This window comes from Rhabdonatronobacter sediminivivens, assembly GCF_013415485.1.
In the GTDB taxonomy this organism is placed as follows: domain Bacteria; phylum Pseudomonadota; class Alphaproteobacteria; order Rhodobacterales; family Rhodobacteraceae; genus Rhabdonatronobacter; species Rhabdonatronobacter sediminivivens.
In genome coordinates this window covers 20,305-37,191 of record NZ_JACBXS010000011.1, presented here as the reverse complement: position 1 = coordinate 37,191, position 16,887 = coordinate 20,305, and the positions used below count along the sequence as shown (strand labels likewise).

Genomic DNA, 16,887 nt, shown 5'->3' with positions numbered 1-16,887 from the left:
CTGACCCGGCCCCGACATCGGCGCGTCAGAGCGGCCAGACAATCAGCAGCAGCGGTATGCTGACGGCGACCACCAGCACCTCAAGCGGCAGGCCAAGCCTCCAGTAATCCCCGAAGCGAAAGCCACCCGGGCCAAGGATCAGGGTATTGTTCTGGTGCCCGATAGGCGTCAGGAACGCGCAGGAGGCCCCGATGGCGACCGCCATCAGAAAGCTGTCGGGGTTCACACCAAGCGCGGCCGCGATGCCGATGGCAATGGGGCAGAGCACGGCCGCGGTGGCGGCATTGTTCATCACATCCGACAGGAACATGGTGGTGACCAGCACCACCGCCAGCGCGGCAATGGCATTGCCCTGGGCGATCGTATCCACCAGAAACCGCGCCAGAAGGTCGGCAGCCCCGGTCGCCTGCATCGCCCCCGCCACCGGGATCAGGGCCGCCAGCAGCACAATCACCGGCCAGTCAATGGCCGTATAGACCTGCCGGGGCGGCACCGTGCGCAGCAGCATCGAGGCGATGACCCCAAGCATGAAGGCCGCCGCCGCAGGAAGCAGCCCCGCTGTGACCATGCCCACGGCGCCCAGAATGATCGCCCCGGAAATGATCGCCATGCGCCTGTCGGGGATGCGCAATTCGCGCTCGCCCAGCGGCACGCAGCCGGTATCGTTGATGAAATCGGTCATCACCTCGGCCGGGCCCTGCATCAGCAGCAGATCGCCCGATTTCACCTTCAGCGTGCGCAGCCGCGCCTTGGGGGGGTGCCCTTCGCGCGACACGGCCAGCAGGTTCAGCCCATACCGCGTGCGCAGCCGCAGATCACTGGCCGAGCGTCCGACGATGCTGGAGCCGGGCAGCACCGCCAGCTCACGCAGGACGATATCCACATCGCGTTTGCTGTCATCGTCCTCGGAGGTTTCTTTCGGCTCCTGACCTTTCGCAGGTTTTGCGTCCGGCTGCTCGTCCGCCTCCGAGGAGCCCCCCTGTTCCTCGAGCTTGATGCCGAAAACCGACAGCGCCTTGGCCAGCGTTTCAACATCGGCTTCCAGCACCAGGATATCGCCCTCGCGGATGCGGCGCCCACCATGGGGCGCAGTCATGCGCACCTCGTTGCGCACAAGGCCCACGATCTGCGCCGCGCTGTCCTCGATCTCGGCCTCAAACTGGCGCAGGGTCAGGCCGATGGCCTTGCTGCCCTCGGGCACGCGCACTTCGGTCATATAGGCGCCAGTCTCGAACCCTTCGGCCCCGGAAGCCTTGCGCGCGGGCACCAGACGCCAGCCGATCAGAGCCACGAAAGCCACACCCGCAACCGCCACGGCCACCCCCACAGGCGCGAAATCGAACATGGCGAAATGGCCCAGACCGGCCTCGGCCCGGAAGCCCGAGGCGATCAGGTTCGGTGGCGTGCCGATCAGCGTGGTCATCCCGCCCAGGATGGTGCCAAAGGCCAGCGGCATCAGCACCTGTCCCGGTGTCAGCTGCAACCTGTCCGAAAGCTGCACCGCGACCGGCATCAACAGCGCCATGGCGCCGACATTGTTCATGAACCCCGAAAGCACCGCGCCCAGCCCCATCAGCGCCGCCATGCCGGTCAGACGCCCGGCCTCAGCCGGCAGCACAGTCCGCGCCAGCCAGTCCACCGCGCCGGTGTTCTGCAAGCCCTGGCTGAGCACCAGCACGCAGGCCACGGTGATCACCGCCGGATGCCCGAACCCGGCAAAGGCCTCGACCGCCGGAACCAGACCGGCCACAACACAGGCCATCAGCGCCATGAGCGCCACGATGTCATGCCGGAACCGCCCCCACAGGAACAGCGCCATCGTGGCGGCCAGAATGGCGAAAATGAACATCTGCGGAGGGGTCATGGCACGGCCTGCGTGGTTCGGGGTTGCCGCGACAGGATCAGAATATGCGCCCGAGATCAAAGCCCTTTGCGCGGGCACATGCCTCAGAAACTCCCGAACAGGGTTCCAAGCGTGACCAGCACCACCAGTGCCAGGATCGGGATCAGCACCGCAACCACGGCAATGTCGCGATAGGCCTCGCGGTGGGTCAGGCCGCAGATCGTCAGCAGGGTGATCACCGCGCCGTTATGCGGCAGCGCATCCAGCCCGCCGGTTGCCACAGCTGTCACCCGGTGCAGCAGTTCGGGCGACACCCCGGCAGCCTGCCCCATCTCCAGATAGGTTTCGCCCAGGGTCGACAGCGCTATCGACATGCCCCCCGAGGCCGAGCCGGTCATCCCCGCCAGCAGGCTGGTGCCGACCGCCAGCGAAATCAGCGGGTTGTCCCCGCCCACGGTCACCACCCAGTCGCGGATCACGCCAAAGGCCGAAAGCGATGCGATCACCGCGCCGAAGCCCACAAGGCTTGCGGTGTTGAAGATGGGCTTGAGCGAATCCTGCGCGCCATCCTCCAGCGTTTCGCCCATGCCTTCGGCCAACCGGCGCCAGTTGAGCGCGACCAGCGCAAGTGAGGCCAGCGTCAGCGCCGAAATGATGGACCAGACGCCGCGCACCGAACCGACATCCGTTTCGCCGAATTCCGGCTGCGACAGATAGCCCGTATCCATTGCCGGGATCAGCACGAAGGTGAAGGCAAGGTTCAGGGCCAGAACCAGCACCAGAGGCAGGGCGGCCACCGCCAGCGACGGGGTGCTGTCGGCGTCCTTTTCCTCCGCGCTGTCTTCGGGGTCGGTGCCGTAACCCGGCCCCAGCGCCCGCGCGCGGTATTCCAGCCAGGCCCAGCCGAAGCCCAGCATCAGCGCCCCGGTGATCAGCCCCAGCCCCGGCGCGGCAAAGGGTGTGGTGCCGAAATACGGCATCGGGATCGCATTCTGGATGGCCGGCGTGCCCGGCAAGGAGGTCATCGTGAAGGTGAAGGCGCCAAGCGCGATGGTCGCCGGGATCAGCACCTTCGGCAGATCCGCCTCACGGAACAGGGCGGCGGCGATGGGCCATACGGCAAAGGCCACGACGAACAGCGACACGCCGCCATAGGTCATCACGGCGCAGGACAGCACCACGGCCAGGATCGCCTTGCCCGGCCCCAGCCTGCGGATGATCCCGTCCGCCAGCACCCGCGCCGAACCCGAGGCCTCCATCAGCTTGCCAAACACCGCGCCCAGCAGGAACAGGGGAAAATACTGGATGATGAACCCGCCGGTGGCCTGCATGAAGATCTGGGTGTAGCTGGCCAGAACCGGGCCGCCCTCGGCCGCCAGAACCGCCAGAAGCGCCATGGCCGGGGCCAGCAGAAGCAGGCTCAGCCCGCGATAGGCCAGGAACATCAGCCCCGCCAGTGCTGCGGCGATGACGAAGACCCCCGGCACCGCCTAGCGCCCCGGTTGCGATGGCGCAGCGGACGGGTCGTCGAAGAAGGCTCCCAGATCAAAGGTCGATTGCTGCCCGATGTGGTCAAAATGCGCGTCCAGCCAGGCCTCAGCCCAGCCGCGCCCGCGCTCGAACAGAAGCCGCAGATAGGACCATTCGGCGTTCAGCTTGCTTGAGGCCGCAAGATCCTGCACCTCGGTGTCGGTATGGATCAGGTGGATGAAGGTTTCCCCCGCCGCGCCCAGGTCCAGACCCTTGGCGGCAACGATGTCCTGCATCAGCGCAATGGCGCGCAATTCCTTGATCAACGCGGTGTTGAAGCTGATCTCGTTCACGCGGTTGAGGATGTCGCGGGCCGATGTGGGGGTGTCATGGCGCACAACAGGGTTGATCTGCACCACCACGATATCGGGGCTGGCTTTGCTGGTCACCAGCGGCATCAGCGCCGGATTGGCACTGAACCCCCCGTCCCAATAGGGCTCCCCATCGATCACAACCGCCGGATAAAGCTGCGGCAGACAGGCCGAGGCCATCACCGAATCCAGCGTGACCGCCCCGCGCGAAAAGACACGCGCACGCCCGGTTCGGACATGCGTGGCCGACACATGGACCGAAATCGCCTTGCAGGTGTTGACGTTGTCGAAATCGACCTGCCGCGCCAGCAGGTCACGCAGCGGGTTCAGGTTCAGCGGATTGAGCTGATAGGGAGAGAGCACCCGGCTGAGCCCTTCGAAAAACAGGTACCCGGGCGCGGCATCCAGGCTGAACCGTCCCAGCATCCGGTCCAGGGGGCTGCGTTGCAGCGGTGACGCCATGGCCGCCATGCTGATCGCGCGCCAGAAATCTTCAAGCGCCTTGCGCGCACCGTCACGCCCGCCACGCTCGAACCCATCGGCCAGCACCACGGCGTTCATCGCCCCGGCGCTGGTGCCGCTGATTTCGGCGATATCCAGCCGCGTATCCTCGAGCAGCCGGTCCAGAACGCCCCAGGTCAATGCGCCATGGGAGCCCCCGCCCTGCAGGGCCAGATTGATGCATTTGCGGGCGTTTGCGGCTGCCATGTGCGCTCCTATGCTGCAATGCAGCATGGATAGCATGCGCAGAAGCCCTGCACAACGAAGCGATGGCGGCGGGCGGGTTCATCTCGGCCCGGCGCCCCCAACGATGCACATCTGAATGGCAGGCATCCTGCCCCGGGACCGGGGGCCCCGGGGCCCATCACATGCCCCGGTCCGGCATCATGCCGGGTGACCGGATCAGGCCGCCGGGCCCGAGGCCGCGGGCTGCGCCTTTTCCTGCTTGCGGTTGCCGTGGCGCGGCGCCTGGGTGGGGACCAGGGCGCGGACCAGGCTCTGCATGTTCAGATAGCCGACCGTGGTATCCCTGTTGCGCACCGCATAGCTCAGCGCGGTATCGCCGCCCGAAAGCGCGATCACCGATTCCAGCGTTGCATCCACATCCACCGTGCCGGCCACCTGCGGGATGGTTTCCGGCGCCCGGTCCATGACCGAGCGCACACGCAGCACCCGCGCGCGGTTGATGTCGCTGATGAAGTCGACGATGTAGGGATCATTGGGCTTGAGCAGGATTTCCTGCGGTTCGCCCTGCTGGACCACAGAGCCATCCTTCAGGATCACCAGATGGTCGGCCAGCTTCAGGGCCTCGTCCAGATCATGGCTGATGAAGATGATGGTCTTCTGCAGTTCTGTCTGCAACTCCAGCAGCAGGTCCTGCATATCCGTGCGGATCAGCGGATCAAGCGCCGAAAAAGCCTCGTCCATCAGCATGATCGGCGCATTGGAGGTCAGCGCGCGGGCAATTCCGACGCGCTGCTGCATGCCGCCGGAAAGCTGGTGCGGATACTGCCCCTCCTGCCCGCCAAGGCCAACGCGCGCCAGCCAATGCAGCGCGTCACGCTCGAAATCCGCGCGCCGTTCGCCCCGCACCGACCGCGCCAGCCCGATATTGTCCAGCACCGTGCGGTGCGGCAGCAGGGCGAAATGCTGGAACACCATGGACATCTGCTTGCGCCGCAGCTCACGCAGGCGGGTTTCGCCGAACTCCAGGATGTTTTCGCCATTGACCAGGATCTCGCCCGCCGTGGGTTCGATCAGGCGGTTGACATGGCGGATCAGCGTGGACTTGCCTGAGCCTGACAGCCCCATGACCACGGTGATATCCCCGGCGCGCATGTCGATGTTGATGTCACGCAGGCCCAGGACATGCCGGTGCTGCGCCATCAACGCGTCCTTGCCCGTCCCGGCGCGCACATGCTCCAGCGCGCGGACCGGGTTGGCGCCAAAGATCTTGTACAGGTGCCGAATGGCAATGCTGACCTGTCTGTCCATCATGCGCTCTGCCTCAATGCCGCGCGACGCTGGCGGCGGCATTCACCCGCGCCAGTGCCGCCTTGGTCACGCGATCCAGGATCACCGCCAGAAGCACGATCCCCAGCCCCGCCATCAGCCCCACGCCAAGTTCCAGGTTGCGGATACCGCGCAGGACCAGCACGCCCAGCCCCGGCGCCGACACAAGCGAGGCGATGACCACCATGGCCAGGCTCATCATGATCGTCTGGTTCACCCCGGCCATGATATTGGGCAGCGCCAGCGGGATCTGCACGCGGATCAGCTTCTGGTGGCGGGTCATGCCAAAGGCCTCGGCGGCTTCGATCACTTCCTTGTCCACCAGCCGGATGCCCAGATCGGTCAACCGGATGACGGGGACGATCGCATAAAGAATGATGGCAATCCCGTAGAGCTTAGGCTCGGTCACCGAAAACAGGAAGATCAGCGGGATCAGATAGACGAATGTGGGCAGCGTCTGCAGCATGTCCAGCACCGGGATCATCAGCCGCTGGAAGCGGTTGCTGCGCGACATGGCAATGCCCACCGGCACCCCCATCACCACACACAGGAAGGCGCAGACAAAGATGATCGACAGCGTCTGCATGGCAAAGACATAGTGATCGACGAACAGCAGGAACCCCATGACGGCAGCCACCAGACCGACCAGCGCCGCCGACCGCCCCGCCAACCAGACCACGACCAGCAGCGCCATCAGCATCAGCCACCAGGGCGTGTTGACGGCGACATGAAGCGCGTTTTCCAGCGCCCAGCTCAGCGGCTGGGTCATCGGGTCCAGCACGAATCGCAGCGATTCGCGGACATTCAGGAACCCGGCCTCCAGCGACCGGGTCAGATCGCGCGAGCGGGGGATCTCGGCACAGGCCTTGTGCAACTCATCCAGCGACGGGAAGGGCAGCGACCAGAGCGCGCCCCAGTCGAAGCCGGTTTGCGGTTCCGCCGGGGCCGCGCCGCGGGCCAGCAGGTCGGCCATGGTCATGGGGCCTGAGCGCACGGACTCGCCACACCATTCGCGCAGGCCCAGCCCGTTGAAGATGAAATCATACGTTGCCACGGTGGCCCCCTGCATGCTGCGCGCCTGCCCGACGCGGCCAAAGCACCGCGCCGGGCCGTTTCATGACCCCGGGTTCAGGGGAACAGCGCCGACAGCCGTTCGGCCGCCTCTGTGTTCAGCCAGCCCATCCAGGTGTCCTGCTCGGTGGTCAGGAAATGCACCGCCGTTTCCTCGGCCGAGGCGCTGTTGAGATCCTGCCAGGCCAGCAACTCGCTCAACCCCTGCGAGGTGAAGGAGATATTGCTGACCAGTTCGAACACCGCGGGGTTGCGCTCGGCGAAATCGGCGGTGACGACCGTCAGCACCGGTGCCGCCGGAAAGGACGAGATCGCCGGGGTTTCGCAATCGACGGTCTGGTTGCAGGCATGAATTTCGGAATCATACTCGCCGATGTCGATGGCCACCATGCCATAGCGCCCCAGAACCGCGGTCGGCCCGTACATGTAGCCAAAGAAGGGTTCGCGGTTTTCATAGGCGGTGGCCATGGCGGCGGCCAGCGTCTCGCCCGAGCCATGGTTGAACACATCCATGCCCGCCCCTTCGAAGTCATGGGCGATGATCAGGTTGTCATTGGCAATGCGGCAGCCCCAGCCATCGGGGCAGTTGTGGAAGCGCCCGCCCACCAGTTCGGGGTTGGCCAGCACGCCTTCGATCGTGGCCAGTTCGGGGTGCTCTTCGATCAGGTAATCGGGCACGAACCAGTTTTCGGTGCCGCCGTCGGAAAACACATCCGCCGCCTTGCGCACGCGGCCCTCGGCCTCCAGCCGGGTGTAGAGCGGGGCCGAGTTGATCCAGAGTTCCGGCACCACATCGGGTTCGTTGTTTTCCGCCAGCGAGGTCACGGCCGTGGTGGTGGCCGAGGGCACCAGCGTCACCTCGCAGCCATAGCCCTGCACCATCAGGAATTCGGTGATCTTGGAAATGATCGAGGCCGAAGACCAGTTCATCTCTGCGACCGAGACGCGGCCGCAATCGGCCATGGCGGCGGCGGGAAAGGCAAGGCCTGCAACGGCGGTGGCGATCAGTGTTCTTTTCATGGGTCAGTCTCCCTGTTGTGTGGTTGGTTTCGGCACTTTCCAGTCAGTCATTGTCATCCCCCGCAGCCCCCGCCCCGGCCAGGGACGCGGCCGAAGCGGGCACGGTGAAGGCGATCATCAGCGCGTTCAGCCGCGCGTATTGGGCGGCTGTGACGGTGGCCCGGTGGCGCACAGGCCAGCCGCCCGAGGCCCCCGGCCCCGCCGCCGCCGTATCCGCCCCGATGGTGACGGCGACAGCCCCCCGGGGCATCATCTGCCCCTGAAGGACCGGCGCGGCAGCGGGCGGCACGGTGACATCGGCGCCCTGCCAGACCAGCCGCAGGGCCTGCCCGGTCCGGGCTGCGGCCTGCGCGGCAAAGGGCAGGATGAAGGCCGGGCAGCGGACCCCCGGCAGGGTAACGCCGACCCGTGCCACGCCATCGGGCAGCGCGGCGCCATCGGCCAGACGCAGCCCCGCACGCAGGGGGCAGGCGGCGCTGTCGCCCGGCAGGTCCAGCACCTCCAGCAGCATCCCCGCCCAGTCCAGCCCGGCGCGCGCCAGCCAGCATGCGGCTTGCGCGCCCTCTTCGGCCTCGCCCCAGCTGCGCCCGGCGCCGCGGATGGCGCGCCAGGACAGGGCCGCGATTTCGGACAGGGAAAGCTCTGGCGCGTCCCGTTCAGGAGCGCCCGCGGGCGCGTGCGCTGCAGGATCATGCTTCATGACCGGCCCCGCCCATGTCCTCGGGATAGGGCGCGCCCTGAAAGAGGCTGATGCGCACCCAGCGGTCAGAGCGCGGATCGAAACGCGTGGCCCCGAAAAACGCCAGCTTGCAGCGCAAAAGGTCGATGGGCAGCATGTCGGCGGCGATCAGATTGTCGCGGATTTCCGCAAACGGATGGCGCGCGGTGATCTGGGCGCGGCGCAAGGCCGGGCGGTGTTCGGGGTGGGCCAGCAGCAGATGCGCCACCGGCTGATCATCCGGGCGACCGGCCAGCGCCGCCCACAGCGCCGCCGCCTGCCGCCCCGTGTCCAGTGGCAATTCACACCCGGCGCCCGGTTCGTCAAAGCGTTCGCCAAGGCGTGGCTCCAGCTTGTCCTCGGAGACATACCAGAAGCGTGCGCATTGATCGCGCGCGCCATAGTCAACCCCCAGCGCCCAGTCATAACGGTCCTGCAGAATGGCGCGCAGATCGCCAATGCGCATGGCCCCGTCGATGGCAAAGACGGCATCCTCATCGGCGTCCATACACTCGGCCAACCCGTCGATCAGGGCGCCATGCGGCTCCAGCATGGCGGCCAGCAGGGCCTCTTGCGCTTCAAGCGGAAGCTGCGCCTGCCCCCAGCGCCACAGGCTGTCCCAGGGGTGCGCCGCGCCCCGGTCCCAGGCGCCGCTGACATGGGCGATGACCCGGGACAGCCCGTCGCGCAGATCAGCCAGTTTCGCCTGCTGCACCGGATGTGCGCTGGTCCAGAGCTGCGCGTTCACCGCCGCCCCCTGCAGCGCGGCCAGCAGCCCGTCACATTCCGCCGCACCCGCGCTGTCCTGCGCGCGGACCCGGGCCAGTGCCTCTTCGCGCGCCAGCATCCAGTTGTTGAGCAGCACCGGATGGCGGATCACAAAGGGCGCCATGCCCAGGCCGGTGGAATTGCCGACCCCCAGCCCGCGCTTCAGCGCCGGGTCGAGCCGCACCGCCCTATCGCCGCCGCGCGCCCGGGCCAGATGTTCGACCAGATCGACGGTAAAGGCCCGGGTCAGCCAGACCGAGAGCATCTCGGCCTGGAAGGGGGCGCGCAATTCGGGGCGCGGGGCAATGGCGGCGCGGTCGGCGGCGCCGAACTTGCCCGCGCCATAGACCGCGGTGGTGCGCATCAGATAGCCGGTGTCCTGCAACATGGCGGCATCGGGCTGCAGTCCGCGGGACAGGCGTTCAACCACATGATCGAACAGCCGGACCGATCGATTGGCCCGGCTGAGGCTGAGCTCGCGCGGGGTGATGCGCCCGGCCTCCTGCAGTGGCACATTGGCGGCCAGGCGGTCCAGGTCCTGCGCATCCGGGGTGCCATCGAATAGCGCGAAGGTTGCATCCCAGGCGGTGGCGATCACCCGGTCCGAACGCGCCTGCGCCGGCAGGTCATGGGCAAAGGCCACCAGGCTGTAGCTCCGTGCAGGCCCGATGGCGCGATAGACCGCACGGCCCACCCCGCGCGCATCCATCTGCCAGACCGGACGGTCGAAGCGCCAGCGTTCCTGCTGCATCCGCCGCAGCAACTGGCGCAGAAAGGACAGGCGCGTGGGATGGCTGCATCCCATCCGGGACAGGCGCATCACTTCGGCGGGGCTGCGCCGGAAGGCAGCGGCCCGGGGCATGGGGTTGCGCCCCTCGCAGCTCATTGCGCGGCCTCACGCTGCAGGGTACGGGCCGGGCGGAACGCTTCGGCAAGGAAACGGGCCCAGTTGCCGCCCATCACGGCCGCCACCTCGCCCGGGGCCATGCCCAGGGCGCGCAGGCCCGAGGCGATCTGCCCGAAATCATGGTTGCCCTGAAACCAGTCCGGCATGGGCGGAAAGCCGGGATTGTCGGCGCTGCCTTCGCCATAGTCGCGCGCCTTGGTCCAGCGGCCCGCGCGCATCCAGTCCACCACGCTGTCGGGCTGGTCCTGGCACAGGTCTGTGCCGATGCCCAGCCGCTCTATCCCCATCAGATCGGCAGTGCGCGCGATCATGGTGCAGAACGCATCCAGCGTGCAGGCGCTGCCGCCGCGCAAATGGTGCGGATAGACCGAAAAACCCAGCATCCCGCCGCTTTCGGCAAGCGCACGCAGCACGCGGTCGGATTTGTTGCGCAGGGCCGGGTGCCAGCTGGCCGGGTTGGCGTGGGTGATCGCAATGGGCCGGGTGGACCGGGCGATGGCATCAAGCGTCGAGCGCTCGCCGGAATGGCTCATGTCGATGACCATGCCGACGCGGTTCATCTCGGCCACCACCTCGCGGCCCATGCGGGTCAGGCCCGTATCTTCGGCCTCGTAGCAGCCAGAGGCCAGCAGCGACTGGTTGTTATAGGTCAGTTGCATGAAGCGCAGGCCCAGACGGTGCAGCACCTCGACCAGGCCGATGTCATCCTCGATGCAGGACGGGTTCTGCGCGCCGAAGTAGATCGCCGTGCGCCCGGTGCGCTGGGCAAGGTCGATATCCTCGGCGCCAAACCCCTGAAAGATCAGGCCCGGGAAGCGTTCGAACCAGCGGTTCCACGCCTCGATGTTCAGCACCGTTTCGCGGAAATTCTCGTGGTAGGTGATGGTCACATGCACCGCATCGACGCCGCCTTCGCGCATCTGGCGAAAGATCTTCTCTGACCAGTTGGCATATTGCAGTGCGTCGATGCGGGGGCTCATGCGGGCGCCCCCGAGTGGATGTAGGCGGTCTTGACGATGGTATAGAATTCCTCGGCCGCGCGGCCCTGTTCACGCGGCCCGTAGCTGGAGGCCCCGCGCCCGCCAAAGGGGACGTGGTAATCGGTGCCCGCGGTGGGCAGGTTGACCATGACACACCCCGCCCGCGCATGGCGGCGGAAATGGGTGGCGCGGGCCAGATCGCGGGTCATGATCCCGGCGGTCAGGCCGAATTCGGTGTCATTGGAGGTATGCAGGGCTTCGTCATAGCTGCCGACCTTCAGGATGCAGGTGATCGGCGCGAACATTTCCTCGCGGTTGATCACCATGTCATTGCGCGTGCCTGCAAAGACTGCGGGGGCCATGAAATAGCCTTCGGTCGCGCGCTCCAGCCGTTCGCCGCCGCAAAGCAGATCGGCCCCTTCGCGCTTGCCGGTCGCGATATAGTCCAGATTGGCGGCAAGCTGCCCGGCGCTCACCACAGGGCCGATCTGGGTGCCGTCTTCCAGCGCATGCCCGACTTTCAAGGCCTGCGTGCTCGCGACCAGTTTCTCGACAAAGGCATCATGGATGCGCTCATGCACGATCAAGCGGCTGGCGGCGGTGCATTTCTGACCTGTGCCGCCAAAAGCCGCGTTGGTGGCATGCGCCACGGCCAGATCGAGATCGCAATCATCCATGATCACCATCGGGTTTTTCGACCCCATCTCCATCTGCAGCTTGGTCATGTTGGGAATGGCAGCAGCCGCGATCCCACGCCCCACCGGCACCGATCCGGTGAAGCTGATCGCATCGACAGCGGGGCTTTCGGCCAGCGCCTGCCCGATTTCGCGCCCGGCCCCCATGACCAGATTGAACAGACCCCTGGGCAGATCCTGACGCGCGATGATCTGCGTCAGCGCCACGGTGCTGGCCGGGGTCTGGTTGGCCGGCTTCCAGACCACGGCATTGCCAAAGGCCAGCGCGGGCGCGATCTTCCAGGCAGGTGTCGCCACGGGGAAGTTCCAGGGGCTGATGATTGCCACCACCCCCACCGGTTCCCGCCGCACGTCGATCTCGATATCCGGGCGCACGCTGTCGGCGGTATGGCCCAGTTGGCGCAGCGCCTCGGCGGCGTAATAGGTGAAGAACTGCCCGGCGCGATAGGCCTCGCCGGTGCCTTCGGCCAGGGGCTTGCCTTCTTCACGCGCGATGAGCGCGCCGATCTCGGCGGCGCGGGCCATCAACTCGGTGCCGATGGCCATCAGCACGTCATGGCGCTTTTGCGGGCCGGTAGCGACCCATGCGGCCTGCGCATCGCGCGCAGCCTGCAGGGCATCGGCCAGCTGCGCGGTATCGGCCTGGGCGAAACTGCCGATCATGTCGGACAGGTCCGAGGGGTTGCGGTTTTCCACCGTATCCCGGCCGTCCTGCCATTCGCCTGCGATGAAATTCCGGGTTTCAAGTGCCATGAGAGTCCTTCCCGCCTCAGGCGGATATGATCCTGTCCATCAGCGCCGCATCGATGCGCACGCCCTCTGCTTCGATCCGGGCGCGATTGGCCGCGCGGCGTGCGCCGGGCAGGCGGGCCCCCGCCTGATCCGTGATCACCCCTGCCAGCCGCTCGACCGAGGCTGCGAAATGCTGCGCATCGAACGCGCCCGGGTCCACCCCGATGAAGAATTGCCCGGTGCCGGGAGGTCCCCCCTTCGGCCCCGAGAACGGGCTGGCATCGATCCCGAGATTGCCGCCCGAAAGCGCCGCGGCAAACAGCTCGACCATCAAGCCCATGCCAAAGCCCTTCTGCCCGCCTGCAGGCAGCATGGACCCGGCCAGCGCGGCGTCGGCATCCAGCGTCGGCGCGCCATCGGCATCGATTGCCCAGCCCGGCTCGATCGGCTGGCCTTCGCGCGCACGCAGGATGATTTCCGATTTTGCAATGGCGCTGGCCGACTGGTCGATCACCAGCCGCGCCCCGCCCGCGCCATCCGGAACCGCCAGCGCGAACGGATTGGTGCCGATCACCGGCCGCGCGCCCCCCACCGGCGCCATCGAGGCCGGCGCATTGGTAAAGCACAGCCCCACCAGCCCCGCCACTGCCAGCCGTTCGGCATGATGGCCCAGCACCCCGCAATTATAGGACCGGAACACCGCCATGGCCGCAATGCCCTGGGCGCGAATGGCACGCTCGAAAGCGGGCCAGCCGGCATCGATTGCGGCATGGGCAAAGCCGTGGGCGGCATCCACATGCACGGCACCGGGGCGCGGGGTGGCGACCTGCGGGGCGGCCTGTCCCAGCACCTTGCCGCAGCGCAGATGCTCGGCATAGACGGGGACATACATCAGACCGTGGCTACGAATCCCGTCACGTTCGGCCAACCGGGTGGCGCGCGCCACTGCCCCCGCCTGCTGCGCCGAGGCCCCCGCCCCCTCCAGCACCCGCTGTGCAAGGGCCTCGACCTCGTCCAATGCATATGTCTTTGCTGTCATGCAGGGCTCCTTTGGATCACCGTAGGCAGGCTGGCCATTTCAACGCAATCGAATTAATATGAAGCTTGGTTCAGCAATCCTGAAACGGTGCGCCATGCTCAGACCCCATGCCCTGCGCGTTTTCGTGGCCGTGGCCGACTGCGGGAACATCCGCGATGCCGCCGCCCAGCTTGGGCGCACTGTTTCGGCGGTGTCGATGACGCTCAAGCAACTGGAAGACAGGATTGGCGCGCCGCTGTTCGAGGCGGACCGCAAGCACACCCTCACCCCGCTGGGCACCGAGGTGCGCAAGCTGGCCCGGGACCTGCTGCGCGAACATGACCGGACCATGGAGCGAATCACCGCCATTGCCACCGGGCAGGAAGGCGTGTTGCGGATTGCCGCGGTGCCGTCGGTTGCAGCGCAACTGCTGCCCGCCGTCCTGACCGAGATGCTGGCCCGGCAACCGGGTGTGCAGATCGAGCTGCTGGATACCGACACCCCCAGTGTCCATGCGCTGGTTGCGGGCGGCGAGGTTGAGATCGGCATCGCCGGCAAACCCGGTCCGGCCCGGGATCTGGAGTTCATGCCCCTGTTCAACGATCCCTTTCGTCTGGTCTGCCGCCGGGACCACCCGCTGGCCGCCGCCACCGCCCCGCTGCGCTGGCAGGACCTGCAGGGCCATCGCCTCATCAGCAACAAATCCACCACTGATTTCGCCACCGCCGATGATGCGCGGCTGCGGGCAGCCTCGGCGCTGTCGGCGCGCAACATGATCTCGTTGCTGGCACTTGTGGGGGCGGGGGCGGGTGTCACCATTCTTCCCGGGCTGGCCACCCGGTCGATGCAGCCGGACCTGTGTTCGATGGCGCTGGCGGATCGCGCGGCGCTGCGGACCGTTGGCTTCATCCTGCGCCAGAAGAACACACCCAGCCCCATCAGCACCGCCTTCCAGCGGCGGTTCCGAAAAATGATCGCCACATCCGGCCTGGTCTCAGTGACCGCGGCACCCTGAGCCGCGCGCCCCGTTCCGACCCGGCGCAAACTGTCACAGAAACGCAACAGCCCCGGATCGGCGGGCGATATGACGCGCGGTCAAGATTCCTGCGCCGGACCGCGCGGATAATATTTCGGGACCTTGTGCTGGAGGGGCACAAGGACAGGAGGAGCTTGTCAATGATCAGAACGGGTCTTGCGGTCGCTGCGGCGGCCATGCTGGGGGCAGGGGCGGCATCCGCCGGAGGTGTGGAGCGTTCGGCGCAGTCCATGGCGCTTCTGTTCGAGCGCGGAAACTACGCCGAATTCGGCCTGAGCTACAGCCGCCCGCGGGTGAGCGGCGAGGCACCGGCCGCGCTTGGCGGTGCGGGCTCGGGCGACATGGCGCGGTCCTTCACCACCTTCAATCTGGGTGTGCGGGGGGATCTGTCGGACGCTCTGTCCTATGCCTTCATCATCGACGAACCCATCGGGGCCTCGGTCGAATATCCTGCGGGCACGGGGTATTTCATCGCCGGGTCCAACGCGCGCATCCAGAGCACCGCCGTGACCGGCGTGCTGCGCTACCAGTTTGACGGGGGTTTCAGCGCCCATGCCGGTCTGCGCGCCGTGCGCACCCGCGGCGAGGTCGAGCTGTTCAACCCGATGCTGCCCGGTGGCACCTACACCATGAACGCCCGCAATGACACCGCGGTGGGCTATCTGGCCGGGGTCGCCTGGGAACGCCCCGACATCGCCGCCCGGGTGGCGCTGACCTATAATTCCCGCGTGAAGCACAGTTTCGATGCCACCGAAACCAATGTTGCCTGGGGCGGTGCGGCCGAAACCACCTTTGACACCACCATCCCCGAATCACTGCAGCTGGAATTCCAGACCGGCGTGGCCGAGGACACGCTTCTGTTCGGCTCTCTGCGCTATGCGCGCTGGACCCGGTTCGAGATCGCGCCCGAAAACTACACCACCATCCTGGGCCAGAACCCGCTGGTGGAGTATGAAAGCAACAGCCTGACCTGGAATATCGGCGTGGGGCGGCAGTTCAACGAAAACTGGTCCGGCGCCGTGTCCCTGGGCTATGAGCGCAAGAGCGGCGATGCCCTGGCCAACCTGGGTCCGACCGATGGCTACCGCTCCATCGGGGTGGGCGTGACCTATCGCGAGGGGCCGATCATGGTGGCAACGGGCATCCAGTACCGCAGGATCGGCGGCGGCGAGACCGCTGCCGGCGCGCGGTTCAGCGGCAATTCGGCCCTGGGACTGGGTGTGCGTGTGGGCATCAGCTTCTGACACCATTGTCCCGTCTGACCCGAACGGCCCCGGCGCAGCCTGCGCCGGGGCCGTTTGCCTTGGCGGCGCCCCCATTGACCCCGGTGGGGCGGCTTTGTAACCACAGCAGGCTGCGCATCCGCGCCCAGGGGGTCCCAATGCTTTATCCCGATGCCGCCAGCTGGCTGGAATGCGACCGAAAGCGGGTGATGCTGTTCGGCATGTCGGGACTTGGCAAGACGCATCTGGCCAACATGCTGCGCGACTCGGGCGGGTGGTTCCACTATTCCGTCGATTACCGCATCGGCACCCGCTACATGGGTGAGTTCATTGCCGACAATTTCAAGCGCGAGGCGATGAAAGTGCCGCTGCTGCGCGAGCTGCTGCTGACCGACAGCGTCTATATCCAGTCCAACATCACCTTTGACAATCTGGCGCCGCTGTCCACCTATCTGGGCAAGCCGGGTGACCCGTCCAAGGGCGGCCTGCCCTTCGAGGAATACATGCTGCGCCAGGACCAGCACCGCGCGGCCGAAATCGCCGCCCTGCTGGACACGCCGCATTTCATCGCCCGGGCCGAGGCGCTTTACGGATACGCGCATTTCGTCTGCGATACCGGCGGGTCCATCTGCGAGGTGGTGAACCCCGAGGACCCCGCCGACCCGGTAATGTCCACGCTGGCCGCGCATCTGCTGCCGGTGTGGATCGAAGGCTCGGACGCGCATACCGCCGAGCTGGTCCGCCGGTTCGATCGCGCGCCCAAGCCCATGTATTACCAGCCTGATTTCCTGCGCGCCGCCTGGGCCGAGTATCTGGATACCCAGGGCGTGACCGAAGATCAGGTCAACCCCGATGCCTTCGTGCGCTGGACCTACGCCCGCGCGCTGGCACATCGCGCACCGCGCTACGCGGCCATGGCGCGCAACTGGGGCATCTCTGTGCGTGCCGAGGATGTGGCGCAGGTCCGTGACCGCGCCGGGTTCGACGCGCTGATCGCCGCCGCCCTGCCCAGCTGAGGTTTC

The 16,887-nt window shown here is 66.8% G+C and carries 14 protein-coding genes; 3 read left to right on the top strand and 11 right to left on the bottom strand.

Features of this window, described 5'->3' with window-relative positions; all coding sequences use genetic code 11:
- Positions 1–25: 25 nt before the first annotated feature.
- The 11 genes from HUK65_RS07155 to HUK65_RS07105 form a co-directional block, all read right to left on the bottom strand.
- Complete coding sequence (locus HUK65_RS07155) at positions 26–1,864, bottom strand: SLC13 family permease (protein ID WP_179905470.1); 1,839 nt, start codon at positions 1,862–1,864, stop codon at positions 26–28.
- Positions 1,865–1,947: 83 nt separating this feature from the next.
- Positions 1,948–3,330: a GntP family permease gene (locus tag HUK65_RS07150; protein WP_327787050.1), complete on the bottom strand. Its 1,383-nt coding sequence runs from the start codon at positions 3,328–3,330 to the stop codon at positions 1,948–1,950.
- 3 nt (positions 3,331–3,333) lie between these two features.
- Complete coding sequence (locus HUK65_RS07145) at positions 3,334–4,392, bottom strand: patatin-like phospholipase family protein (RefSeq protein WP_179905469.1); 1,059 nt, start codon at positions 4,390–4,392, stop codon at positions 3,334–3,336.
- Positions 4,393–4,587: 195 nt separating this feature from the next.
- On the bottom strand, positions 4,588–5,679 hold the full coding sequence (locus HUK65_RS07140; protein ID WP_179905468.1) for a betaine/proline/choline family ABC transporter ATP-binding protein: 1,092 nt from the start codon (positions 5,677–5,679) through the stop codon (positions 4,588–4,590).
- Positions 5,680–5,692: 13 nt separating this feature from the next.
- Entirely contained in the window at positions 5,693–6,751 is a 1,059-nt protein-coding gene (locus HUK65_RS07135) for an ABC transporter permease (RefSeq protein ID WP_179905467.1), read from the bottom strand.
- 74 nt (positions 6,752–6,825) lie between these two features.
- Positions 6,826–7,788 carry an ABC transporter substrate-binding protein gene (locus HUK65_RS07130; RefSeq protein WP_179905466.1) on the bottom strand — a complete coding sequence of 321 codons (963 nt, stop codon included), beginning with the start codon at positions 7,786–7,788 and terminating at the stop codon, positions 6,826–6,828.
- Between the two features lie 43 nt (positions 7,789–7,831).
- Entirely contained in the window at positions 7,832–8,488 is a 657-nt protein-coding gene (locus HUK65_RS07125; protein ID WP_179905465.1) for a DUF3726 domain-containing protein, read from the bottom strand.
- A complete protein-coding gene (locus HUK65_RS07120) occupies positions 8,478–10,136 on the bottom strand; it encodes a hypothetical protein (protein ID WP_179905464.1) in 1,659 nt (552 codons plus the stop codon). Before HUK65_RS07120 ends, HUK65_RS07125 begins: the two co-directional genes overlap by 11 nt.
- Positions 10,137–10,156: 20 nt before the next feature.
- Positions 10,157–11,161, bottom strand: a complete 1,005-nt coding sequence (locus HUK65_RS07115) for a membrane dipeptidase (RefSeq protein ID WP_179905463.1) — start codon at positions 11,159–11,161, stop codon at positions 10,157–10,159.
- Positions 11,158–12,609, bottom strand: a complete 1,452-nt coding sequence (locus HUK65_RS07110) for an aldehyde dehydrogenase family protein (RefSeq protein ID WP_179905462.1) — start codon at positions 12,607–12,609, stop codon at positions 11,158–11,160. Before HUK65_RS07110 ends, HUK65_RS07115 begins: the two co-directional genes overlap by 4 nt.
- A gap of 16 nt (positions 12,610–12,625) precedes the next feature.
- Positions 12,626–13,627, bottom strand: coding sequence for an Ldh family oxidoreductase (locus HUK65_RS07105; protein ID WP_179905461.1), 1,002 nt, complete (start codon positions 13,625–13,627; stop codon positions 12,626–12,628).
- 94 nt (positions 13,628–13,721) lie between these two features.
- Between HUK65_RS07105 and HUK65_RS07100 the strand changes: the two genes are divergently transcribed.
- The 3 genes from HUK65_RS07100 to HUK65_RS07090 all read left to right on the top strand — a co-directional run bounded on the left by HUK65_RS07100 (position 13,722) and on the right by HUK65_RS07090 (position 16,881).
- Positions 13,722–14,621, top strand: coding sequence for a LysR family transcriptional regulator (locus HUK65_RS07100; protein WP_179905460.1), 900 nt, complete (start codon positions 13,722–13,724; stop codon positions 14,619–14,621).
- A 161-nt stretch (positions 14,622–14,782) separates the two neighbouring features.
- On the top strand, positions 14,783–15,886 hold the full coding sequence (locus HUK65_RS07095; RefSeq protein ID WP_179905459.1) for an outer membrane protein transport protein: 1,104 nt from the start codon (positions 14,783–14,785) through the stop codon (positions 15,884–15,886).
- A 137-nt stretch (positions 15,887–16,023) separates the two neighbouring features.
- Positions 16,024–16,881: an ATPase gene (locus HUK65_RS07090; RefSeq protein WP_179905458.1), complete on the top strand. Its 858-nt coding sequence runs from the start codon at positions 16,024–16,026 to the stop codon at positions 16,879–16,881.
- Positions 16,882–16,887: the final 6 nt, after the last annotated feature.

Bases quoted from the DNA above. Each gene is read 5' to 3' on its own strand.
- HUK65_RS07155 (WP_179905470.1), bottom strand. From the start codon at position 1,864: ATGACCCCTCCGCAGATGTTCATTTTCGCCATTCTGGCCGCCACGATG.
- HUK65_RS07145 (WP_179905469.1), bottom strand. From the start codon at position 4,392: ATGGCAGCCGCAAACGCCCGCAAATGCATCAATCTGGCCCTGCAGGGC.
- HUK65_RS07140 (WP_179905468.1), bottom strand. From the start codon at position 5,679: ATGGACAGACAGGTCAGCATTGCCATTCGGCACCTGTACAAGATCTTT.
- HUK65_RS07130 (WP_179905466.1), bottom strand. From the start codon at position 7,788: ATGAAAAGAACACTGATCGCCACCGCCGTTGCAGGCCTTGCCTTTCCC.
- HUK65_RS07125 (WP_179905465.1), bottom strand. From the start codon at position 8,488: ATGAAGCATGATCCTGCAGCGCACGCGCCCGCGGGCGCTCCTGAACGG.
- HUK65_RS07120 (WP_179905464.1), bottom strand. From the start codon at position 10,136: ATGCCCCGGGCCGCTGCCTTCCGGCGCAGCCCCGCCGAAGTGATGCGC.
- HUK65_RS07115 (WP_179905463.1), bottom strand. From the start codon at position 11,161: ATGAGCCCCCGCATCGACGCACTGCAATATGCCAACTGGTCAGAGAAG.
- HUK65_RS07110 (WP_179905462.1), bottom strand. From the start codon at position 12,609: ATGGCACTTGAAACCCGGAATTTCATCGCAGGCGAATGGCAGGACGGC.
- HUK65_RS07105 (WP_179905461.1), bottom strand. From the start codon at position 13,627: ATGACAGCAAAGACATATGCATTGGACGAGGTCGAGGCCCTTGCACAG.
- HUK65_RS07100 (WP_179905460.1), top strand. From the start codon at position 13,722: ATGCTCAGACCCCATGCCCTGCGCGTTTTCGTGGCCGTGGCCGACTGC.
- HUK65_RS07095 (WP_179905459.1), top strand. From the start codon at position 14,783: ATGATCAGAACGGGTCTTGCGGTCGCTGCGGCGGCCATGCTGGGGGCA.
- HUK65_RS07090 (WP_179905458.1), top strand. From the start codon at position 16,024: ATGCTTTATCCCGATGCCGCCAGCTGGCTGGAATGCGACCGAAAGCGG.